Annotated in this window: 21 protein-coding genes and 3 pseudogenes; 11 read left to right on the top strand and 13 right to left on the bottom strand. The window is 52.0% G+C overall.

Annotation, left to right across the window (positions count from 1 at the left end):
- Window positions 1-3 precede the first annotated feature (3 nt).
- On the bottom strand, window positions 4-1,053 hold the full coding sequence (gene glnL / locus HV037_RS23585; RefSeq protein ID WP_016155163.1) for a nitrogen regulation protein NR(II): 1,050 nt from the start codon (window positions 1,051-1,053) through the stop codon (window positions 4-6).
- Between the two features lie 203 nt (window positions 1,054-1,256).
- Window positions 1,257-2,666, bottom strand: a complete 1,410-nt coding sequence (gene glnA, locus HV037_RS23580; RefSeq protein WP_003028638.1) for a glutamate--ammonia ligase — start codon at window positions 2,664-2,666, stop codon at window positions 1,257-1,259.
- Window positions 2,667-3,046: 380 nt separating this feature from the next.
- Here glnA and typA point away from each other — a divergent pair, with 380 nt between their 5' ends.
- Window positions 3,047-4,870, top strand: a complete 1,824-nt coding sequence (typA, locus tag HV037_RS23575; RefSeq protein WP_008786988.1) for a ribosome-dependent GTPase TypA — start codon at window positions 3,047-3,049, stop codon at window positions 4,868-4,870.
- A 68-nt stretch (window positions 4,871-4,938) separates the two neighbouring features.
- On the opposite strand, the gene ompL is transcribed toward typA, so the two are convergent.
- The 8 genes and pseudogenes from ompL to yihU form a co-directional block, all read right to left on the bottom strand.
- Window positions 4,939-5,631, bottom strand: coding sequence for a porin OmpL (gene ompL / locus HV037_RS23570; protein ID WP_019077945.1), 693 nt, complete (start codon window positions 5,629-5,631; stop codon window positions 4,939-4,941).
- 66 nt (window positions 5,632-5,697) lie between these two features.
- Window positions 5,698-7,119 carry an MFS transporter gene (locus tag HV037_RS23565; protein WP_103284395.1) on the bottom strand — a complete coding sequence of 474 codons (1,422 nt, stop codon included), beginning with the start codon at window positions 7,117-7,119 and terminating at the stop codon, window positions 5,698-5,700.
- 46 nt (window positions 7,120-7,165) lie between these two features.
- Window positions 7,166-8,548 (bottom strand): annotated as a pseudogene (locus tag HV037_RS23560) (MFS transporter).
- A gap of 45 nt (window positions 8,549-8,593) precedes the next feature.
- A complete protein-coding gene (locus HV037_RS23555) occupies window positions 8,594-10,630 on the bottom strand; it encodes an alpha-glucosidase (protein WP_103284394.1) in 2,037 nt (678 codons plus the stop codon).
- 48 nt (window positions 10,631-10,678) lie between these two features.
- On the bottom strand, window positions 10,679-11,521 hold the full coding sequence (locus HV037_RS23550) for an aldose-1-epimerase (RefSeq protein WP_103284393.1): 843 nt from the start codon (window positions 11,519-11,521) through the stop codon (window positions 10,679-10,681).
- Window positions 11,522-11,539: 18 nt separating this feature from the next.
- A complete protein-coding gene (gene yihS / locus HV037_RS23545; protein ID WP_016155169.1) occupies window positions 11,540-12,781 on the bottom strand; it encodes a sulfoquinovose isomerase in 1,242 nt (413 codons plus the stop codon).
- A gap of 12 nt (window positions 12,782-12,793) precedes the next feature.
- Window positions 12,794-13,669 (bottom strand): sulfofructosephosphate aldolase, encoded by an 876-nt coding sequence (gene yihT, locus HV037_RS23540; protein ID WP_103284392.1) that lies wholly within the window; start codon window positions 13,667-13,669, stop codon window positions 12,794-12,796.
- A 19-nt stretch (window positions 13,670-13,688) separates the two neighbouring features.
- On the bottom strand, window positions 13,689-14,579 hold the full coding sequence (gene yihU, locus HV037_RS23535) for a sulfolactaldehyde 3-reductase (RefSeq protein WP_103284391.1): 891 nt from the start codon (window positions 14,577-14,579) through the stop codon (window positions 13,689-13,691).
- Between the two features lie 166 nt (window positions 14,580-14,745).
- On the opposite strand from yihU, the gene HV037_RS23530 reads away from it, so the two are divergent.
- The 8 genes and pseudogenes from HV037_RS23530 to fabY all read left to right on the top strand — a co-directional run bounded on the left by HV037_RS23530 (window position 14,746) and on the right by fabY (window position 20,680).
- The gene (locus HV037_RS23530; protein WP_103284390.1) at window positions 14,746-15,642 is read left to right on the top strand and encodes a sugar kinase; all 897 of its coding nucleotides are present in this window, start codon (window positions 14,746-14,748) and stop codon (window positions 15,640-15,642) included.
- A gap of 33 nt (window positions 15,643-15,675) precedes the next feature.
- A complete protein-coding gene (locus HV037_RS23525; protein ID WP_016155173.1) occupies window positions 15,676-16,479 on the top strand; it encodes a DeoR/GlpR family DNA-binding transcription regulator in 804 nt (267 codons plus the stop codon).
- 104 nt (window positions 16,480-16,583) lie between these two features.
- A pseudogene (locus tag HV037_RS24870) lies at window positions 16,584-16,679 on the top strand (glucose-1-phosphatase); the annotation flags it as partial.
- A gap of 80 nt (window positions 16,680-16,759) precedes the next feature.
- Window positions 16,760-17,871 (top strand): IS3 family transposase gene (locus tag HV037_RS23515; protein ID WP_103283726.1). Its coding sequence is split into 2 segments (ribosomal slippage): window positions 16,760-17,021 and window positions 17,021-17,871, totalling 1,113 coding nucleotides; the frame shifts between segments, so codons are not numbered across the junction.
- Window positions 17,865-18,394, top strand: a pseudogene (yihX, locus tag HV037_RS23510) (glucose-1-phosphatase); the annotation flags it as partial. The gene HV037_RS23515 and the pseudogene yihX, both read left to right, overlap by 7 nt.
- Entirely contained in the window at window positions 18,388-19,260 is an 873-nt protein-coding gene (locus HV037_RS23505; RefSeq protein ID WP_019077938.1) for a virulence factor BrkB family protein, read from the top strand. The pseudogene yihX and the gene HV037_RS23505, both read left to right, overlap by 7 nt.
- The gene (gene dtd, locus HV037_RS23500; protein ID WP_003028671.1) at window positions 19,257-19,694 is read left to right on the top strand and encodes a D-aminoacyl-tRNA deacylase; all 438 of its coding nucleotides are present in this window, start codon (window positions 19,257-19,259) and stop codon (window positions 19,692-19,694) included. The genes HV037_RS23505 and dtd overlap by 4 nt, the downstream gene beginning before the upstream one ends.
- Before the next feature lie 44 nt (window positions 19,695-19,738).
- Window positions 19,739-20,680, top strand: a complete 942-nt coding sequence (fabY, locus tag HV037_RS23495; RefSeq protein ID WP_003825286.1) for a fatty acid biosynthesis protein FabY — start codon at window positions 19,739-19,741, stop codon at window positions 20,678-20,680.
- 5 nt (window positions 20,681-20,685) lie between these two features.
- Here the strand turns inward: fabY and HV037_RS23490 are convergent, their stop codons facing one another.
- From HV037_RS23490 to HV037_RS23480, 3 genes are all read right to left on the bottom strand, one after another.
- Window positions 20,686-20,973 (bottom strand): type II toxin-antitoxin system RelE/ParE family toxin, encoded by a 288-nt coding sequence (locus HV037_RS23490; RefSeq protein ID WP_049269420.1) that lies wholly within the window; start codon window positions 20,971-20,973, stop codon window positions 20,686-20,688.
- Window positions 20,966-21,208, bottom strand: a complete 243-nt coding sequence (locus HV037_RS23485; protein WP_016155179.1) for a type II toxin-antitoxin system ParD family antitoxin — start codon at window positions 21,206-21,208, stop codon at window positions 20,966-20,968. The genes HV037_RS23490 and HV037_RS23485 overlap by 8 nt, the downstream gene beginning before the upstream one ends.
- Window positions 21,209-21,272: 64 nt before the next feature.
- A complete protein-coding gene (locus HV037_RS23480; protein ID WP_049269423.1) occupies window positions 21,273-22,181 on the bottom strand; it encodes an alpha/beta hydrolase in 909 nt (302 codons plus the stop codon).
- 205 nt (window positions 22,182-22,386) lie between these two features.
- On the opposite strand from HV037_RS23480, the gene HV037_RS23475 reads away from it, so the two are divergent.
- Both HV037_RS23475 and HV037_RS23470 read left to right on the top strand, forming a co-directional pair.
- The gene (locus HV037_RS23475) at window positions 22,387-22,629 is read left to right on the top strand and encodes a CopG family transcriptional regulator (protein ID WP_016155181.1); all 243 of its coding nucleotides are present in this window, start codon (window positions 22,387-22,389) and stop codon (window positions 22,627-22,629) included.
- Window positions 22,629-23,003: a type II toxin-antitoxin system VapC family toxin gene (locus HV037_RS23470; protein WP_049269424.1), complete on the top strand. Its 375-nt coding sequence runs from the start codon at window positions 22,629-22,631 to the stop codon at window positions 23,001-23,003. Before HV037_RS23475 ends, HV037_RS23470 begins: the two co-directional genes overlap by 1 nt.
- Window positions 23,004-23,025: the final 22 nt, after the last annotated feature.

Raw genomic sequence — 23,025 nt, 5'->3', positions numbered from 1 at the left:
CCTTTATTTCCTGATAGGCAGGTAAACCGAGAACTCGGTATGACCCGGCCAACTGGTAAATTCAATTTTGCCGGAATGTTGATCAATCAAATTACGGGCGATGGATAATCCAAGGCCGGTACCGCCTTCGCGACCGCTGACCATTGGGTAGAACAGCGTGTCCTGCAAATGCGAGGGAATTCCCGGGCCGTTATCCTCAACATCAATCCGCGCCGCCAGACGATAACGCATACCGTGCAGCGTGAGCTGAAACGCGGTGCGGGTACGCAGAATAATCTCGCCGCCTTCCGGTCCCAGCGCCTGCAAAGCATTGCGCACGATGTTCAGCAAAACCTGCTCGATCTGGTCCGGGTCGTGCAGTAATTCAGGCAGACTCGGGTCGTAATCACGAATCAGCGTGACGTTTTCCGGCAGCTCCATCGAGACCAGCGCCACCACGCGCTCCGCCACTTTGTGAATACTTTCTGTGACGTGCATTCCCGGCTGTTGTGGTCCCAGCAGACGGTCGACCAGATTACGCAGGCGGTCGGCCTGCTCAATAATGACTTTGGTATATTCGGTCAGCGCCGGGTCCGGAAGCGCTTTACTGAGCAGTTGCGCCGCGCCGCGTAATCCACCCAGCGGGTTTTTAATTTCGTGCGCCAGGCCGCGCACCAGATCGCGGGCAGCAATCTGCTGGGCGTGCTGGAGCTGTTCCTGGCTCAGACGGCGCTGGTTATCCATTGGCGCCATCTCCAGCAGGATAAGGCCATCAGGCAGCCTCTGAGCGGTCACAGAGAGGATATGTGAGTGGCTATCTATCACCAGCGTCACTTCGTTATCCGTAAAGCCCTGGCCTGCTTCCAGGCTCTCTCGCATCAGCCCGATGTTTAAGGAGAAATAACTCAACAGATCGGGAAGTGGGGTACCAAACAGTTTGCGGGAGCTTTGGGCGAGCAGCTGTTGTGCCGCCGGGTTGGCGTAATGTACCGCCAGCTCATCGTCGACGAGTAAGATGCTGTTGATTAAAGAATTGAGGATCTGCCCAGCATCGGGCAGCGTGCCGGTTGCCATTCAGCAGTCTCCTGAAAAGTGTTGCACCAATTTAGTGCATTATAGCTTTTTACATCAAAAAAGCGCGAGGAAGCAGGTTGTTAGTGGAGAAAAAAGCCCATCCTGGGATGGGCTAAAAGTTCCACGGCAACTTAAAGACTCTATATTTTTCTTGCTACAGCCGCGTGGGTCGCAACAAGAAATCTACGGAGTATTGGTACTAATTAAACGCTGTAGTACAGCTCAAACTCTACCGGGTGCGGAGTCATACGCACGCGGTCATCTTCTTCGCGACGCAGCGTAATGTACGCATCGATCGCTTCATTGGTGAACACGCCGCCTGCAGTCAGGAACTCGCGGTCCAGATCCAGTTCTTTCAGTGCTTCTTCCAGAGAACCAGCAACCTGTGGGATCTCTTTCGCTTCTTCCGGCGGCAGGTCGTACAGGTTTTTATCCATGGCTTCGCCCGGGTGGATCTTGTTCTTAATACCGTCAAGACCCGCCATCAGCAGTGCTGCGAAGCACAGGTACGGGTTAGCAGCCGGGTCCGGGAAACGCACTTCGATACGACGCGCTTTCGGAGAAGCCACTACCGGAATACGGATAGAAGCAGAACGGTTACGGGCAGAGTAAGCCAGCATTACCGGCGCTTCGTAGCCTGGGACCAGACGCTTGTAAGAGTTGGTGGTTGGGTTAGCCAGGGCGTTGATCGCTTTAGCGTGTTTGATTACGCCGCCGATGTAGAACAGCGCCTGCTCAGACAGACCCGCATATTTGTCGCCAGAGAACAGGTTTACGCCGTTCTTGGACAGAGACATGTGGCAGTGCATACCGGAACCGTTATCGCCAAACATAGGTTTTGGCATAAAGGTCGCGGTTTTACCGAAACGGTGAGCGACGTTGTGAACCACATATTTGTAGATCTGAATTTCGTCCGCTTTTTTGGTCATGGTGTTAAAGCGGGTCGCGATTTCGTTCTGACCTGCGGTCGCCACTTCGTGGTGATGCGCTTCAACAACCAGGCCCATTTCTTCCATGATCAGACACATGGTAGAACGGATGTCCTGAGAAGAATCTACCGGAGGAACCGGGAAGTAACCGCCTTTCACGCCAGGACGGTGACCTTTGTTACCACCTTCGTATTTGGTGGAGGAGTTCCATGCGCCTTCGATGTCATCGATAGCCACGTGGGAACCGGAAATGGACGCGCCGAAACGGATGTCGTCAAACAGGAAGAACTCTGGCTCAGGCCCGAACAGAACGGTGTCTGCGATGCCGGTAGAACGCAGATACTCTTCAGCGCGTTTAGCGATGGAGCGCGGGTCGCGGTCGTAGCCCTGCAGCGTACCTGGTTCCAGGATATCGCAACGGATGATCAGGGTGGACTCTTCATAGAACGGGTCGATAAGTGCAGTAGACGCATCTGGCATCAGAACCATGTCTGATTCGTTAATGCCTTTCCAGCCACCGATTGAGGAGCCGTCAAACATTTTGCCTTCTTCAAAGAATTCGGCATTTACCTGATGAGCAGGAATAGTGACGTGCTGTTCTTTACCTTTGGTATCAGTGAAGCGTAAATCAACAAACTTCACTTCGTGTTCGTTCAGCATCGTCAAAACGTGTTCAGCGGACATACTTACTCTCCCGGATTGGTCATGGTCGTCGTGGTAACGAAGTCTTCAATTCTGCAAAAAATTGGCCGTGTCGCCGTAAAAAATATAAAGCGAAATCTGTGCCAACTTTTAAATTGCCCCTAAAAGGCGTTATCATGCGCACTATCGTGCAAAGGGGCTGCACCATGAAGGTTGTATTGCACCATTATAGTGCTTTAATGTGAACATTAAGCACCATATTGGTGCAAAGCATGTCAGATTACCCCTTTTAACGCTCCGTGAATGTGATCACAAAGAAACTCTGCAATACTTGTTTGCGGAGGATGTTTGTGATCCTGTTTTGTACTGCGATTAATCCGTGTACAATAACGCGCTATTTCTAAAATGCCTGAGGCAAAGTTGTGATCGAAAATTTGCGTAACATCGCCATCATCGCGCACGTAGACCATGGTAAAACGACCCTGGTAGACAAGCTGCTCCAACAATCCGGTACGTTCGATGCACGTGCTGAAACCCAAGAGCGCGTGATGGACTCCAACGATTTGGAGAAAGAGCGTGGGATTACCATCCTCGCTAAAAACACCGCTATCAAATGGAATGACTACCGTATCAACATCGTTGATACCCCAGGGCACGCCGACTTCGGTGGTGAAGTTGAACGTGTAATGTCCATGGTCGACTCCGTGCTGCTGGTGGTGGATGCAATGGATGGTCCGATGCCGCAGACGCGCTTCGTGACCAAAAAAGCCTTTGCCCATGGCCTGAAGCCAATTGTTGTTATCAACAAAGTTGACCGCCCTGGCGCGCGTCCTGACTGGGTTGTTGATCAGGTATTTGACCTGTTCGTTAACCTCGACGCTACCGACGAGCAGCTGGACTTCCCGATCGTTTACGCTTCCGCGCTGAACGGTATCGCAGGTCTGGATCACGAAGATATGGCTGAAGACATGACTCCGCTGTATCAGACCATCGTTGATCGTGTTCCGGCTCCAAGCGTAGACCTTGATGGCCCGCTGCAGATGCAAATCTCTCAGCTGGACTACAACAACTACGTTGGCGTAATCGGCATCGGCCGTATCAAACGCGGTAAAGTTAAACCGAACCAGCAGATCACTATCATTGATAGCGAAGGCAAAACCCGTAACGGTAAAGTCGGTAAAGTTCTGACCCATCTGGGTCTGGAACGTATCGAGAGTGATATTGCCGAAGCGGGCGATATCATCGCGATCACCGGTCTGGGCGAACTGAACATCTCCGACACCATCTGCGACCCGCAGAACGTCGAAGCGCTGCCGGCTCTGTCCGTTGATGAACCGACCGTAACCATGTTCTTCTGCGTAAACACCTCCCCGTTCTGTGGTAAAGAAGGTAAGTATGTTACCTCTCGTCAGATCCTTGACCGCCTGAACAAAGAGCTGGTGCACAACGTTGCGCTGCGCGTCGAAGAAACCGAAGATGCGGATGCGTTCCGTGTATCCGGTCGTGGTGAGCTGCACCTGTCTGTTCTGATCGAGAACATGCGTCGTGAAGGTTTCGAAATGGCGGTTTCCCGTCCGAAAGTAATCTTCCGCGAAATCGACGGCCGTAAGCAAGAGCCGTTCGAAAACGTAACGCTGGACGTAGAAGAGCAGCATCAGGGGTCTGTCATGCAGGCTCTGGGTGAGCGTAAAGGCGACCTGAAAAACATGAATCCAGATGGCAAAGGCCGCGTACGTCTTGACTACGTGATCCCAAGCCGTGGTCTGATCGGCTTCCGTTCAGAATTCATGACCATGACTTCCGGTACCGGTCTGCTGTACTCCACCTTCAGCCACTACGACGATGTTCGTGCGGGTGATGTGGGTCAGCGTCAGAACGGCGTACTGATCTCCAACGGCCAGGGTAAAGCAGTTGCGTTCGCACTGTTCAGCCTGCAGGACCGCGGTAAGCTGTTCCTGGGTCACGGTGCTGAAGTTTACGAAGGCCAGATCATCGGTATTCACAGCCGCTCTAACGACCTGACTGTAAACTGCCTGACCGGTAAGAAACTGACCAACATGCGTGCGTCCGGTACTGACGAAGCAACGGTTCTGGTTCCGCCGGTTAAGATGACTCTGGAGCAGGCTCTGGAATTCATCGATGACGACGAACTGGTAGAAGTTACCCCAACCTCTATCCGTATCCGTAAGCGTCACCTGACTGAAAACGATCGTCGCCGTGCAATGCGTGGCGCGAAAGAAGAGTAATTAACGCTCTTTCTCAGGTAAGCATAAAAAGCCGCTGATTTCAGCGGCTTTTTTTATCATCAGGAGAATTAGAAGAAATACTTTGCCCCAACACGAATCTGGTTTTGTTCGCGATGATAGGGTTCAACATTGCGATCTAACCAGCGTAATTCAAGGTAGGGTAACCAGTGTTCATTGATACGATACTTAAAGGTATTGGTAATTTCCCAGTGATGATCTTTTCCATTGCTGCTATTGAAGTCATTGACTCGCATAAAATAGTGCGGTTCAAAGGTATAGGAAAATTTATCGGTAATGGTAAAGTTCCAGTAGTTGCCTATTTCATAGGTATCATTATTATCCAGCTCACCGTTTAGGTCGGTTGAACTGTAGTTATTATGGTTATATCGATTACGCACGGTAAGATTAAACCACGGAGTAAATTTATAGTTAACATCCAGATAAACAGCACCGCCTGAGCCAATACTCTTATCGTTTATTAACCCTCCAGGCTGGATTGTTAATTTATCTGTCGGTTTAAATAACGGGTACCAACCCTCAATTTCGTTATAGCCGTGTTTTAACTCATCTTTGCGTTGCATAGTGTAGGTGTTCGTAAGCATGATACCCGCGCCCATATCGGAGTTATAGCCAACACGCAGCATGACTTCCATTTGGTCGGATGCAAGGTTATATGCTTCGCGGTTTTCTACATAGGCTCCAGCGAAAGCAGAGGTTGATACCACAGAGGATAAGAGAATTATTGTCGTTAATTTTTTCATGATAAATCCATTTTTTACGCGTAGGGAGGCCGCCATCCATTGGGATGGAATAGGCGGCAATTATTTTTATACGTTTACAGCAGAGGTGTTCTTTTTATTAGTAATAGGGTCCGGTTGGATGTTGTTTTTCTTCCGTTGGCTGATTTCCTCAATAATAAAAGCAAAACGAGATTCGTTGAGCTTATAAAAGAAGCCCATCGTGAGTGCTGCAATAATTGCAAGTCCGCAAGGCCAGAGGAAAATAAGCTGACGCAAACCGAGCAGTGTGGCATCGCTCTGGACTATATTGGGGATATAACCGATTTGCGTCAGCATGATGCCCGGCAGGAAGCCTGCGAGCGCAGCAGAAATTTTGCGAGAAAAGGTATAACCCGTATACACCGAACCTTCTGCACGGATCCCCGTTTTCCATTCGCCATAATCGACCGTATCCGGAACCAGTGCCCAGTTTAAACTGTTAACAAAAGCGGTTCCGAAGAAGGCCATGCAAGAGAACGTGACGAATAAAAATGACGTACTGCCCCAGAAAAAGTTCAGCACATCACCGATAGCCCATAGCGCCAGGCCACCGAGGTAAACCTGCTTTTTACCGAAGCGTTTTACAGCTGTGGGAACCAGCAGTACCCCAACCAGAATGCATCCCATGCTGAAGAAACCCATCCACGACAGCAGATGAATATCGTTGAGCACGTACTGGGTGTAATACACCTGGATCGCCAGCTTGATGTTGAATGCCGCCAACGTGCACAGATTGGCGACACACAGCACCAGCAGTGGAGGGTTACGGAAAATGGCGCAGAACGACTTGAGAATGCTGGGCTTATGGTGATCCGGCACGATTTCGATATAGCGTTCCTTCACACCGCTAAAGCACCACCACATGCTGAACAGTCCGCAGACGGAGAAGATCAGTGCGGCAATCAGATAACCCAGCGAAGGTGAACTAACAAATAGCGCCTGAATAGGCATAAAGCCAACAGTACACAGTAACAGGCCTACGGTAGCGCCGCCCTGACGCCAGGCGGCGAGCTGAGCTCGTTCATGCGGGTTTTTCGTGATCGCGGGCACCATCGCGCCGTAGGAGCAGTTCATCAGGCTATAGAACAGCCCGAACAGCATAAACAACACTGTCGCCAGCCCGGTTTTCACCGTTAGCGTAAAATCTGTCGCTAAAAACTGCGCGCTGGCAACGACAGCAACAGGAAATGATGCATACAAAATAAAGGGCCTGAATTTCCCTTTTGCGCCAATATTACGCCTTGAGTCCAGCAACACACCGGTCAACATATCAGTGAAAGCGGTGAAGAACTTCGCCACCAAAAAGATAATCCCACCGTAATACGCCGGCATCCCTAGTTCATCGGTATAAAATTTAAGCAGATACAGCGTACCGATACACAGCATCAAATTTGAGCCGAAGTCACCCACTCCGTAGGCGAATTTTTCACGCAGGCTCAGTTTTAGCGTTAGCGGATCATGAAAAGACATAATCGCTCCTCAATAGCGCCCCGTAGAGCGCTATTCATTATTATTATCAAACGGGTTGTTTACGCGCTTCTATCTCTTCAACGATGCGGACATACATCTTCTCGTTAAGGTTGTAGAAACAGCCCATAGCTACAATGGTGATCACCGCCAAGGCGCAGGGATAAATAAAGATCAACTGACGCAATCCTTCGACCGTACTTGCAGATTGCACCACATTGGGGACGTAGCCGATTTGCGTCAGCATCCATCCCGGGAAGAATCCTGCCAGCGCTTGTGACACTTTACGGAAGAAGGTGAAACCGGTGTATACCGTACCTTCAGAGCGTACGCCGGTACGCCATTCGCCATATTCCACGGTATCGGAGACCAACGCCCAGTTCAGGCTGTTGACGAATGCCGAGCCGAAGAACGCCAGACAAGAGAACGCGACAAAACTGACGGAGCCGCCGCCAAAGAAGTAATTAAGCAGATCGCCCGCCACCCAAATCAGCAAACCGCCGATGTAGACTTTTTTCTTGCCGAAACGTCTGACCATGCCAGGCATCAAGAAGACGCCGATGAAGATACAACCCATGCTAAAAAAGCCCATCTAGGAAAGGAGGATCGGGTCATTAAGAACGTACTGGGTGTAGTAGACCTGAATCGCCAGCTTGACGTTAAACGCGCCAAGCGTGCAAAGGTTGGCAATGCACAGAATAAACAGCGGGCGGTTACCGGCGATGGCGCGAAAGGATTGCAGCAATCCCGGTTTTTGCGCGGCATCAACGGGTTTCACTTCCACGTAACGTTCTTTTACCCCGGCATAGCAGAGCCACATAAACAGCAGGCCAAACAGAGAAAACAACGTGGCGGCGAAGATATAACCCAGCTGCGAGTTGCCTTCGATCAGGTTCATTACGGGAACAAAACCGACGGTACACAGCAACAGACCCAGGGTTGCGCCACCTTGCCGCCAGGCGGCAAGCGACGCGCGTTCGTCAGGATTTTTCGTAATCGCGGGAACCATCGCACCATAAGAGCAGTTCATCATGCTGAAAAACAATCCGTACAGCATAAACAGCACCGTTGCCATGACCGTTTTACCGGTTACTTCAAACGGTGTACCGACAAAGTTTGCAATCGCCAGCAAGGTAACCGGAAATGCGGCATAAAGAACGAACGGACGGAATTTTCCCTTCGGGCCAATTTTGCGACGGGAATCAAGCATAATCCCGGTGCCCATATCGGTAAACGCGGTAAAAAACTTGGCGATGAGGAAAATGATACCGCCATAAGTTCCAGGTAAACCAAGGACATCGGTATAAAACTTGAGTAAATAGAGCGTACCAATATCCAGCAGGATATTGGAGCCTAAATCACCCATCCCATAGGCGAGTTTTTCTTTGAACGGCAAGCGTAGGGTTGCCGGATTAGAGGAAGTCTGACTCATTATTATTCTCCATGTGCCCGCGAGTTTCCCCACGGGCGAGCCGCATTAGATGTTGCGTAAAGTGGCAAACAGTGACGCCCATTCACTCTTCGCGCGATAAAACACCGGAGGCTTGCCAATAGGCGCATCCACGGTAATTTCACCGCCCTGGTAAGTTTCCCCGGTCCAGATGTTGACCCAGCTATCCTCCGGCAGATACAGAGTCCAGTTTTGCTGGCCTTGTTCGTGAACCGGCGCAACCAACACATCCTGTCCCAGCAGGTACTGATATTTCAGTGTGTAGGTCCGTGCATCGTCTTCGTAATGTAGGAATAGCGGACGCATCACCGGCAGACCGGTAGCGCTGTTTTGCGCGACCGCCTGTTTCAGATACGGTTTTAGGGTGGTAAAGACGGTGGTCATACGAGCAAAGTGAGCGATGGTGTCAGCATCGCCATCAAACTGCCAGTTATCGCCAGGGCGGTTACCTTCGTGGGTGCGCATCATCGGTGTGAAGGCGTTAAAGTCACACCAGCGCAGCAGCAGCTCTTTGCTGCGTTTCATTTCAAATAGGGTGGTGTAGCCGCCGATATCGCTGTGGTGCAGACCATGGCCGCTCATCGCCAGTGACAGCGCAGCAGGCACGACCGAGGCCAGACCATCGTCCAGACTCCAGTCAACGTTCTGATCGCCTGCCCACATCATGGTGGAGTATTTCTGGCTGCCGGTGTAACCCGCACGCATAAAGAACAGGATCTCGCCGAGCTTGCCAGTCTCCTGTAACGCTTCGTAGTTACATTTCGCCCACAGCGCAGGCCAGGCGTTATGCATAATTTCAGCGCTAATGCCATTGTGCAGGTAAGTGTCGGTTGGCAGGTATTCGCCAAAGTCGGCCATCCAACCGCCGCATCCCAGCTCAATCATGTTCTTTTTGATGACTTCTTTGAACCAGGCGTAGGCTTCAGGGTTGGTCAGGTCCACCACGCCGCCGTAAAACTCGCCAAACTCAACCAGATAGTCAGCGCCAGAGGCATCTTTCGCCAGATAACCGTGTGCAGCCGCTTCGGCGCAGAGATCTTTATCGCTGGCGACGTACGGGTTGATGTAGGAGAGGAATTGCACGCCTTCTTCTTTCCACTGCTTAATACGGCTATCCAACTGAGGATAGTTGTCGCTGTTCCACTTCCAGTTCCACATCACGCGTTTGCCAAAGGAGGTCATGCGGATCCCGGACCAGTCCTGCGCCCAGATGCCGTTTACTTTCACGCCTGCGTTACGCATGGTGTCCAGTTTGCTCTGGCAAACCTCAGTACCGCCTTGAATACCGAGCGTGACGCCATCGTAGATCCAGTCCGGCAGCTCCGGCTGGCGTCCTAACAGCGCGGTCAGTTTTTCCAGTAAAGAGATGTAGGTGTCAGCGCATTCAAATCGTAGGGTGGTTTTGTCCTCCCACAATGCCAGTTCGTGATACTCCGGCGCGCTGAAGTCGAAATTCATATAGCAGCTGTTATCAACGTGGCAGTAGTACTTCTGCGTGCTGACGAAGGTCGGCTGCGGGAAAAAGGTCCAGTAGTAGTCACCACCAGCATTTTCTTTGCAGTCTGCCTGCCAGGTGACATAGCTATTTTTGTTACGGCCCACGCCCTGTTCGCTGGTCCACAGTGGGAACGGTTTACCGCGTAAGTCGAAATAAGAGAACTGTTCACCGCAGCCGTAAATATGATCGTCCGGGTTGGCAGCCAGACGCAGCCAGATGCGGTTATGGCTGAGGTCATCGTTGTGCAGATCCAGCTTCAGGCGACCCTGTTCATCGGTGGAGATGTGCAGCGTGGCGTTGATGGTGTTACCGCGACTGAAATGCACCCGCCAGCCGTCAGGCGACTCGCTGACCGTGGCGTCGGTCAGGGCAATCTTCTCATTGAGCTTGTCTTTAATGCTGAAGTTGCCGCGGAACATATCAATATCGGCAACGCCAGCGCCGATCCACAGGCAGGGGGTTTCTGTGCTGTGACGTAAAATCAGGCGCTGGTGGTATGTCAGCGTAAAGCCATTCTGTAACGTCGTTAGTTCTAAAGCGGTTGACCGTTGTTGTAGCGAATTCATTATCGTCTCCGTAAAAATAGGGTAATTCGGTAATTTGTCGGAAAACTGTTATTCACTGCCGATTAAAAAATGCATCTGATGCGCTTCTCCGGGCGCGAGATGAATCAGGCTAATTCCGGAGTTAAAGGCGTCTGGCGGGCAGGTCATCGGTTCAACTGCCAGGCCGCGCCTTGCTAATTTCTCGCCGGTATATATCTGCAGCCAGGGCTGGTGGCTGCGTAAAAAGGTGGACATGTTTTGCGATTGACTGGTTATCCTGACTTCCCACTCGGCATCAGGTGGCAACGTCCTGAACGTATGATCGATAGTGGTCTGCGCAATGAGTCGCGGCGTGGTGAAATCCCGTTCACCACATGTTTCTTCACTCGCCGGAAGCGTTAATTCACAGCCATCGATGGGGTGTAGATTGCAGGTCAAGTAAGGATGTGCTCCCGCGCCATACGGTGCGATTTCATCTCCCACATTCTGTGTACGAATAAACACGTGCAATCCACACTCTGCCCCGAGTCGGTAAATCACCTCTGAAACCAGCGCAAAGGGATAACCATAAGAGGGCGGCAGAAAAATCATCAGCGACACTTCCGATGCCGATTGCTGGTTAATCTGCCAGTCCCGCCAGGCCAACAGCCCATGAATGGCGGTATGCGAAACAGGGTCGTTAACGGCAAGCTGGAAGGTCTTGCCGTTATGTTGATAGCAGCCGTCTGCAACGCGGTTTGGCCATGGGACTAACACTTTTCCTAAATGCGCCTGCGGCATCTCTTCCGGCTTATGTGGAATAACGATGTGACGCCCACGATGCATCAATTCTGCCAGCCCAGCGCCAACCGTGACGATTTTCGCCTCGTAGTGTCCGGCCTGAAGATGAATGGTTTTTCCACCACTATGCATGGCTGCTATCCTTGTGACTTATTTGGCGTTGATATCCAGAAGACCGGCAGCAACCGCCGGAGCAAGGCCCGGAGCCAGCGGTAGACGCGGGATTACCAGGCAGTGCAGCAGGTGATAAATGTCCTGCTTACCGTCCCAGACTTTGGTGGTCACTTTGTTATCGGTATCCAACTCCTGCCACCATGAACCGGTCTCGTAGTCCATCAGGTAGGTGATGCAGTAATCCCACCACTTCTGGTACCAGGCTTCGTACTGACTGTCGCCGGTGAGGGTATACAAGGCATAGGCGGTACCCATGGCTTCGACTATCGGCCAACGCACTCTTTCGCGAACGATTGGTTTACCGTCCCAGTCCACCGAATAGACAAAACCATCCGCACCGTCCGGTGCCCAGGCATCACGGATGGTGGCGTGGAACAAGCCTTTGGCATCTTCCAGCAGCCAGGCGGGAGGCGTTTCGAAGCGGGCTTCCAACGCGGCATGCAGATGCAGCATCAGGCGACCCCATTCGATCCAGTGGCCCGGCGTGCCGCCGTATGCGCGGAAACGGTGAGCAGGGTTATCCTTGTTGTAATCGCGGATTGGGTTCCACTGTGAATCGAAGTGCTCGTTGACGCGATACTCCCCGCTGCGGGCCACGTCGTGAATAATCACCGAAGCAATTCGCAGTGCGCGATCGAGCCATTTACGGTCATGGGTAACGTCATAAACGATCAGGAAAGCCTCGACCGCGTGCATGTTGGCGTTACCGCCACGGTAATCTTCCGTCTGGCTGAAGGCTTCGTCCCAGGACTCCAGGCACATCTGCTCGTCTTCGCTCCAGAAGTACTTTTCAATCACCTCGATGGCGTCATCCAGCAATTGTCTGGCCTGTGGATGACCGGTAGTGACCGCGCTTGCCGCGCCGAGCAAAACGAAGAAATGCTGATAACCCTGCTTGGAGGCGTCCATCACGCCTTCGTCATTTACGCAGGCGTACCAACCGCCGTAGCGTGTGTCGCGTAGCGCACCGTTCAGCGCTTTAATGCCGTGATCGACGAGTTGGTATGCGCCAGGCCGGCCCATTGACGCGGCAACGGAGTAGACGTGCAGCATACGGGCGGTGATCCACAGATGTGTCCCCATATCTGCTCTGACCTGACCACTGTTTCCCAGCCAGCCAAATCCGGTAGGTACCGCAGCGTTCTTACCAAAGTTAAAGATGCGGTCTGTTTCCTGCTCCAGCCAGCGGTTGTGGCTTAGGGTGTTAAACCATTTCATTCTGAGATCCTCTTAGCGCCGGGCCATCATTTCATCGACGATATCGCCCAGACGCTGCAACTTAGGTGCGGAAACATCATGCAGCATCAGTTCGGTATCCGGCAGGCCAACCACGGATGACCAGACCGCACGTCCGGCCAGGAAGCCGGATGCGCCAGCGGTCATTGCTACGCTGACCGCGCGTGGGAAAAGTTTTTCATCCACACCGGAGGAGAGAATGACCCACGGCATGTTGATATTTTCATTCAGGCGCTGAGAGGCGCTAAGCAGCTCTTGTTGGGTTCCTTTGCCGTACAGAGGCATTTCGACCTTGTAGAGATCGGCACCGCTATCACCCAGTTCTTTCGCGGCATCGATAATGGCTTGTTCACGATCGAACTTATCGCCACGACGTGGTGGGCGAACAACCGGCTCGATGATGCTCAGCAGGCCATTGGAATGGCACAGTTCATTGAATTCTCCCACCATATCAAGACGTTGTTGGGCATCTTCATCGCTACGCCACAGCACCAGCAGTTTGAGGGCCTTGGCACCATCTTGCTTCACGGTCTGCGGGTTGATTTTTTTATCAATCACCACGCTATCGACCGGAATACCGTTACCCGGAATGAACTCATCAGCGGCCACAATCATGGCGCAGCTTTTGGCGACCGCGTTTTGCTCTACAACCTGGCGGTAGCAGAACTGCTGATCGACCAGAATGGCGGAGGCATAGGGGGAAAGGATCTTCGCCGCATTGACTTTGAAATCAGTCAGCACGCTGTCATTGACCGGGGATTTTGCACCCGCGGCGGCAAACATTAAGCGCATGGCTTCGCGCTGATCGACCGCCAGCATGGCAAACCCGCCGGAAGCTCGGGTGATATCTTTCAGGGTGTACTTGGTCATTGTTCAGTCCTTTTACTTATCAAAGTTGGGAATTCAGTCCGGCAGATGCCCGAACCTGCTCGAGTATTGCGGTCCAGTCTTCCCGGCCACGGCCAGCGGCGCGTGCCTGGTTATAGACTTCGCGGGAAGCGGCGCCGAGCGGCATCGGCACGTGCAATTGGTTGGCAACGTCCAGGGCGATGCCAAGATCCTTGTGAGCTAAATCGATCATGAAAGCCGGGGAAAGATCGCCTTTCAGCACTTTGTTCGGCCAGGAGGTAGTAAAGTGGCCTTTTCCGGCGGGGGTGCCGCTCATGACTTGCAAAGCCACATCGAAGGAGAGACCAAGTGCCTCGCACAACACGGCGGCTTCGGCAGAGAGGGCGTTTAGCGCGATACTCATGTAGTTGTTGATGAGCTTCACGCGGATCCCCATGCCGGGACCACCTGCATTGATCAATTCATTACCCATCGCCATCAGAACCGGTGTGGCGCGTTCTACCTGCTGTGCCGTTCCACCTGCCAGCAGCAACAGCGTTCCCGCTATGGCGTGATCGGAGGTGCGTCCAACCGGGCAATCCATCATATCGAAGCCTTTGGCACGCATATCGGCGATGAGTTTATCGGTTTGCAGTGGGTGAATAGTCGACATATCAATTACTAACGCCTGCAGGGAGAGGCTTTCGCAAATACCCTGCTCGCCGAACAATACGCTGCGCACCAGATCGCCGTTTGGCAGCATGGTGATGACAAATTCTGCACCTTTTGCTGCCTGAGCCGGGCTACTGGCAGGCTGTGCTCCTTTTTCCACCAGGCGCTGAACGGCATCCGGGTTAACGTCAAAGACGCTGAGTTGATGACCCTGCTTCAGCAAGTTGCTCGCCATGGGTGAACCCATCTGACCTAATCCGATAAATGCTATAACTGCCATAACGTTCTCCTGAGACGTGGATGTCATTTTTTGTCATTTAAGGTCGTTTGTTTCTGTCTGTTTTTGATCGTATTTGTAATTTATGGTCAAAAAATTGACAGCCGTCACTTTTTAAACATTTTGTGAAATTAAAATGATCCCATCTTGAAACGCCTAAGGAACGACCATGATTCGTATTGCTTGTGTAGGTATTGCCGTGATGGATCGCATCTATTACGTGGAAGGTTTACCGACTGAAGGAGGTAAGTATGTGGCGAAGCGTTATACGGAAGTGGGCGGCGGGCCTGCTGCAACGGCCGCAGTGGCTGCAGCGAAGCTGGGCGCTAAGGTGGACTTTATTGGCCGTGTGGGCGATGACGACACCGGAAATAGCTTGCTGGCGGAGCTGGAGTCCCTGGGGGTAAATACCCGCTATTCCCGGCGCTACGCGGGGGCGAAGTCTTCACAATCGGCAATTATGGTTGATGCGCAAGGGGAACGGATTATCGTTAACTATCCCAGCCCGGATTTACTGCATGATGCTGACTGGCTCAATGAGATCGATTTTACCCAGTGGGATGTGGTGTTGGCGGATGTTCGCTGGCACGAAGGGGCCAGGCAGGCGTTCACATTGGCACGTCGGGCGGGAGTGATGACGGTACTGGATGGTGACGTAACGCCACAAGATATCCGCGAGCTGGTGGCGTTAAGCGATCATGCTGCGTTTTCTGAACCCGGTCTGGCGCGTTTAACCGGGATAAACGATCCTGAAGCCGGACTGAAACAAGCACAAACGCTCACAAATGGTCACGTATATGTAACGCGGGGCAGTGCAGGCTGCGACTGGATAAAAAATAATACGTTGCAGCATCAATCTGGATTTAAAGTCGACGTTGTTGACACTACGGGGGCGGGGGATGTTTTCCATGGTGCGCTCGCGTTTAGCCTGGCCGGTGGCGACCTCCCGGAAGAGGCCGTCAGGTTTGCCAGCGGGGTTGCTGCGCTAAAATATACGCGTCCGGGAGGAAGGGCCGGAATCCCTGACTGTGATCAAACCCGATCTTTTCTGTCACTTTTTGTATAAAATGCCAGGGCAATGGTTTTTCGAGGAAATTTCATGAGTCTTACCGAACTGACCGGTAACCCGCGACACGATCAACTGCTTATGCTGATTAGCGAGCGCGGTTATATGAATATCGACGAGCTGGCCAGCCTGCTGGACGTGTCCACGCAGACCGTGCGTCGTGATATTCGTAAACTCAGCGAGCAGGGATTAATTACGCGTCATCATGGTGGCGCGGGTAGAGCCTCCAGCGTGGTGAATACGGCGTTTGAGCAGCGTGAAGTCTCCTGGACGGAGGAGAAAAAAGCCATCGCGGAAGCGGTGGCGGACTACATTCCCGATGGGTCAACGGTGTTTATTACCATTGGCACCACCGTTGAGCAGGTGGCCCGCTCGCTGTTAAACCATAATCATTTGCGCATTATCACCAACAGTCTGCGCGTGGCGCACATTCTTTATAACAATCCACGTTTTGAAGTCATGGTGCCGGGGGGAACGTTACGCCCGCACAACAGTGGCATCATTGGTCCTTCTGCCTCGGCATTTGTCGCTGATTTTAGGGCCGACTACCTGGTAACCAGCGTTGGCGCGATCGAAAGTGATGGCGCGCTGCTGGAGTTTGATGTCAATGAAGCCAGCGTAGTGAAAACGATGATGTCGCACTCAAGACACATTCTGCTGGCAGCGGATCATACGAAATATACGGCTTCTGCCGCGGTAGAAATTGGTAACGTCTCTCAGGTGACCGCGCTGTTTACCGATGAATACCCAGGTCCCGCATTGCATAATTTACTCCAGTCACAACAGGTTGAAATTGTGCAGGTGAGTCCTTCACAAGATGATGCTCTGGCCGTGTAATTCCTCAGATGATGGCTCGATAAGTTCGAAGCCATCACTCTCACATAGTCAAACTTCTCCTTTCCCGCTACAGTTATTCATCCACGGCGAATAAGGAGAAGGGCATGCTCTATATCTTTGATTTAGGTAATGTGATTGTCGATATCGACTTCAACCGCGTGTTGGGCACATGGAGCGATCTGAGCCGTGTACCGCTGGCCTTGTAAACATCCCGCATAATCGTGCCATTCACATTTAGAGATCATCCGGCATAACCAATCTGCCAACGAAGGAGATCGCTATGCGTAAAGCCCGTTTTACTGAGCATCAGATCATCGCTGTGATTAAGTCGGTTGAAGGCGGACGAACTGTTAAAGATGTCTGCCGGGAGGCCGGTATCTCTGAAGCCACCTACTACAACTGGAAGTCCAGATACGGCGGCATGGAGGCTTCTGATATTAAAAAGATCAAGGATCTTGAGGACGAGAACCGACGTCTCAAACAGATGTTTGCCGACCTGAGCCTTGAGAACCGGGCGCTGAAAGACGTTATCGAAAAAAAGCTTTAAAACCAGCCTTTAAGCGTGAGCTGGTCACTCATCTGATAACGACATTTGGACTCAGTATCCGTCAGGCCTGCCGGAGTCTGAACCTGAGCAGAACGGTTTACCATTACCGTCCGGATACCACGCGTGACGAACCTGTTATTGTCGCGTTGCAGGCAGTGGCAGAGCGATACCCACGATACGGTTTTCCAAAACTTTTCCAGGTTCTGCGGCGGCAGGGATACCCGTGGAATCACAAAAGGATCCATCGTATTTATTGTCTGCTGAAGCTGAATTTTCGCCGTAAAGGCAAACAACGGTTGCCGGTGCGTAATCCCTCGCCACTGGCCACACCGGAAGCGCTGAACCAGAGCTGGTCTGTCGATTTTATGCATGATGCTCTGGTCTGTGGCCGTCGTTTTCGCACGTTCAATGTCGTTGATGACTTTAACCGTGAGGCATTGTCGATTGAAATCGATCTGAATCTGCCAGCTTTGCGCGTGGTCCGTGTACTCGAGAGGATTGCGGCAAATCGCGGCTATCCGGTCATGCTACGCATGGATAATGGTCCGGAATTTATCTCTCTGGCACTGGCTGAATGGGCAGAGCAACATGCAGTAAAACTGGAATTTATTCAGCCGGGTAAGCCGACGCAGAACGCTTTTATTGAGCGCTTTAACCGGACATACCGTACAGAAATACTCGATTTTTATCTGTTCAGAACGCTGAATGAAGTGCGGGAAATTACGGAGAAATGGTTGTCAGAATATAACTGTGAACGCCCGCATGAATCACTGAACAATATGACACCGGAGGAATACCGACAGCACCATTATTTGGCCGGGATCTCAAAAAATGCATGGAACTAAAACGGGTCTATTTACAGCCTCGCTGAAGCAAAGTTTCACCATGGGGGAGGCTTTTCACCAGCACGAGCGAGGTGAAATAACGGATGAAGCCTTTGCCGAGGCGCTATGTCATGACATGGCGCTGCCGCTAAGTTACGAGCAGTTCTCTCACGGCTGGCAGGCCGTTTTTGTGGCATTGCGCCCTGAAGTCATCGACATCATGCATAAGCTGCGTGAGCAGGGGCATCGGGTGGTCGTCTTGTCGAATACTAACCGTCTGCACACAACATTTTGGCCGGATGAATATCCTGAAATTCGTCAGGCCGCTGACCATATTTATCTTTCCCAGGATCTGGGCATGCGAAAACCGGAAGCGCGGATTTACCAGCATGTCCTGCAGTCTGAAGGTTTTTCTGCGGACGATGCGGTCTTTTTTGACGACAACGCCGATAATATTGAAGGAGCTAACCGGTTAGGGATTACCAGTATCCAGGTCGTCGATAAAACGACCATTCCTGACTATTTCGCGAAGTTGTTATGCTAAAAAATGTTCAGCAACAAGCCAGGCACCATACGCGTCCTGTACGGGCCTGGCTGAAGCTACTATGGCAGCGGATTGATGAGGACAACATGACGACGCTGGCAGGGAATCTTGCCTACGTTTCACTGCTCTCATTAGTGCCGCTTATCGCCGTTGTGTTTGCTCTTTTCGCCGCATTTCCGATGTTTTCCGACGTCAGTGCCCAGCTACGTCATTTTATTTTCGCAAATTTTATCCCGGCAACGGGAGACGTCATCCAGCGTTATATCGAACAGTTTGTCGCCAACTCGAACAAAATGACGGCCGTTGGGGCATGTGGGCTGATTGTCACGGCGTTATTGCTGATGTATGCCATTGATAATGCTCTGAATACTATCTGGCGCAGTAAGCGCACTCGTCCCAAAGTTTACTCTTTCGCCGTCTACTGGATGATTTTAACGCTGGGGCCGCTGCTGGCGGGGGCTAGTCTGGCGATCAGCTCTTATTTGTTGTCATTGCGCTGGGCCAGCGATCTCAACTCGGTGATTGATGACGTCTTGCGTATTTTCCCTCTGGTGCTTTCCTGGCTCTCGTTCTGGCTGCTTTACAGCATTGTACCAACTACGCGTGTGCCCAATCGTGATGCGGTTATTGGCGCCTTTGTGGCCGCCGTGTTGTTCGAGGCCGGAAAGAAAGGATTTGCGCTCTACATCACGATGTTCCCGTCGTATCAGCTCATTTACGGTGTCCTGGCGGTGATCCCCATTTTATTTGTCTGGGTATACTGGACGTGGTGTATCGTCTTGCTTGGTGCAGAAATAACTGTCACTCTCGGGGAATACCGCAAACTTAAACAAGCCGCAGAACAAGAAGAAGCAGATCAACCATGATTGCATTAATTCAGCGCGTAACCCGGGCCAGCGTCACCGTGGAGGGCGAGGTGACGGGTGAAATTGGCCCAGGACTTTTGGTCCTGTTAGGTGTCGAAAGGGATGATGACGAACAGAAAGCGAACCGTCTGTGCGAGCGCGTACTCGGCTATCGAATCTTTAGCGATGCCGAAGGAAAAATGAACCTCAACGTGCAGCAATCAGGTGGCAGTGTGCTGGTGGTTTCACAGTTCACGCTGGCGGCAGATACCGAACGTGGCATGCGCCCGGGGTTTTCGAAAGGCGCTGCGCCCGAGCGGGCAGAAGCGCTGTATGAATACTTTGTTGAGCGTTGCCGCCAACAGGAAATGAATACGCAAACCGGTCGATTCGCTGCGGATATGCAGGTTTCACTGGTTAATGATGGCCCCGTGACGTTCTGGTTACAAGTATGAACCAGCTACCGGTGTGGCCGCGGGCAACAAGAGAGAATACGACTATGTATCACCTTCGAGTACCGCAAACAGAAGAAGAGTTGGAGCGTTACTACCAGTTTCGCTGGGAGATGTTGCGTAAACCGTTGCACCAGCCCAAAGGCTCCGAACGGGATGCCTGGGACGCGATGGCGCATCACCAGATGGTGGTGGACGAAGAGGGAAATCTGGTCGCGGTCGGGCGTCTGTATATCAATGCGGATAACGAAGCCTCCATACGCTTTATGGCCGTTGACCCCTCTGTGCAGGAGAAAGGGTTGGGCACGCTGATGGCGATGACCCTGGAGTCTGTGGCGCGTCAGGAAGGGGTAAAACGCGTAACCTGTAGCGCCCGTGAAGATGCGGTCGAATTTTTCGCCAAACTGGGGTTTGTGAGTCAGGGCGAAATTACCACGCCGCAAACCACGCCGGTGCGCCATTTTTTGATGATTAAACCCATCGCAACGCTGGACGACATTCTCCATCGCGGGGACTGGTGCGGACAGCTACAGCAAGCCTGGTACGAACATATTCCATTGAGTGAGAAAATGGGCGTGCGCATTCAGCAGTACACCGGGCAGAAATTTATTACTACGATGCCAGAGACAGGCAATCAGAACCCGCACCATACGCTGTTTGCCGGAAGCCTGTTTTCACTGGCGACGTTAACGGGCTGGGGGCTTATCTGGCTGATGCTGCGCGAGCGTCATCTGGGGGGGACGATAATCCTCGCCGACGCGCATATCCGATACAGCAGGCCAATTACCGGGAAACCTACCGCTATTGCCGATCTGGGCTCGCTGAGCGGTGACCTGGACCGTCTGGCAAGAGGCCGCAAGGCGCGCGTTCAGATGCAGGTCGGGGTGTTTGGCGATGACACGCCGGGCGTCGTGTTTGAAGGTACCTACATTGTGCTACCCGCGAAACCGTTTGGCGCATATGAAGAGGGCGGGAATGAGGAAGAGTAGTTTCTCTAGTTAATATGCAATATTGGGTTCATTTGCTGATGTAAAATGCGGATTATGAAAATGCCATAATCCGCATTTTGATAAAAAATTGCATGTTGGCGGTGGTTGTATTGACGGGTACCTTCCTTAATTTCAGAGCTGTTGCGACCCATCAAAGAGTTTTTCTCTAATAGTAATAAAAGCTGCTCCAACTCTGTCGTGTATTTATCTGCATGTTGATAACCGAATTTTCTCCAGGTGTATTCATAGATAGATTCAAAGTCTTCGACTGCCCGATTAGAGAGTTTATACATTCAGACTGCGCTTCTTCCGGAGCGCGACCTCCTGTAGAGTCAGGTCGCTTGTGCCACTGTGTATCCCATCCTCCAGCGCGTCGCGCAATGCATTATTTCGCAATTCTTGTTCCTCCAGCAAACGCAATGCCGAACGAACAACTTCGCTGGTGGAGCCATAGCGCCCACTTTCAATCATTTCGTTAATAAAACGATCGAGATGCTCGCCGATTGTAATGCTGGTAGTTCTGGGCATAAGTTTGTCCTTTGTGTTATCTATTCACACAAGATAGCACCCGTGGACGAAAACATAAACAACCCTAACGGCCAAGCCGCCAGGCCACATCTCGCATAACATTTCGTGCCGCCTGGCTCACTCCTGCCAACTGGAAAAATCCGTGGATAACGCCAAGATAGCGTTGGCAGGTGCACTCCACGCCCTGCTCCTGGAACCGTTGATACAGGGCCTCGCCCTCATCGCGCAGTGGGTCGAATTCGGCTGTAATGATGTGCGTGGGCGGCAGACCGTTGAAGTCTTCACGCCAGACAGGGCTGGCTTCAGGATGCCGCAGGTCGGTTTGCGGCAAATACATCTCGTAGCCCGAAAGCAACGTGTCACGCGTGATAATGTAATCCTGCCCATTTCGATCGTAGCTCTCAAACCTGGCGGTTGCGTCCAGCATCGGGTAAATCAGTATTAGCTGCGCAGGTTGCCATTGATTGGCAGCTTTCAGGCGCAGTGCGGTGACCAGCGCCAGATGCCCGCCCGCGCTGTCGCCAGCAAGCGTAATCCTGCCGCGGTCGACACCCAGTTTCTGGGCATACTTCCAGATAATATTGGCTCCCGTTTCAGCGTCGTTATGTGCAGCCGGGAAAGTATGCTCTGGTGCGAGGCGATAATGCACCGCAATGACTCGACAGCCGCTGTACCAGGCGAGCTGCCTTAGCTGGTTATCATGCGTCGCGAATCCGCCACTGACAAAGCAGCCACCGTGATAATAGATAACGCAGGGGAGATTTCCCGTGGCGTCCCGCGGCGAAACAACACGAAATGTCATTGCATCGAGTTCAAAATCTTCAACCTGTACGCGGGTTTCAGTTTCTCCTGCCAGTACCGTGCTGGCAATGTAGCCTGCTCTCCGGTCATCAATATTTTGCTCGCGCGAAGAAGGGCGTCCCGCCGCGATAAATGCCTCAACCAGCTGTGCAATCCCGCTTTCCAGTGCCATTTATTATTTTCCTTATCTGTATGGATATACAGTTTTATAACCTGGATAACCACGAATGAGAATGGGAAAAGTGGCGGGGTGTACGATTCTGGAAAGCGGCTCGCAAAAGTAAAAATCGTTCGCGTGAAGGCTATTTTCTCGCTTTTCTCGGGTGTATGTTGTGTGGAAATTAATCGCCAATGATATACTGGAGGTATATGTGAGTATGATGGCTGGGATGGATATGGGCAGAATTTTACTCGATTTATCAGACGAAGTGATCAAACGTCTTGATGATCTCAAGGTGCAGCGTAATCTGCCGCGGGCCGAGCTTTTGCGGGAGGCTGTTGAACAGTATCTTGAGAGGCAGGATCAAGCTGAAACGACAATTTCACGTGCTCTTGGGCTATGGCAAGGTTGTGAGGAAGATGGCGTTGATTATCAGCGTAAACTCCGTGAGGAATGGTAATGGCCACAGGATCTGCGCTTTTTGATACCAACATCCTCATCGACCTGTTTAGCGGGCGAAGTGAAGCAAAACTAGCGATAGAAACATGGCCGCCGCAGAACGCAATCAGCCTCATTACATGGATGGAGTTGATGGTGGGCGCAAAAAAATATCATCAGGAATCTCGCACACGCGTTGCGCTAGGCGCTTTTAATGTGATAGGTGTTTCACAGGATATTGCTGAACGAAGCGTGAGTATCAGGCAGGAATATGGGATGAAATTGCCGGATGCCATCATTTTGGCCACTGCGCAGATTCATCGTCTTACACTGGTTACGCGTAATACCAGGGATTTTGCAGGCATATCCGGCGTGGTCACACCGTATACGTTATAACCCGGGCGACCTGCGCCGCCCG

The sequence above is a fragment of the Citrobacter sp. RHBSTW-00017 genome, assembly GCF_013797615.1.
Lineage (GTDB): Bacteria > Pseudomonadota > Gammaproteobacteria > Enterobacterales > Enterobacteriaceae > Citrobacter > Citrobacter braakii.
The sequence above is the reverse complement of the archived record's forward strand: the minus strand, read 5'-3'. Positions and strand labels throughout refer to the sequence as shown.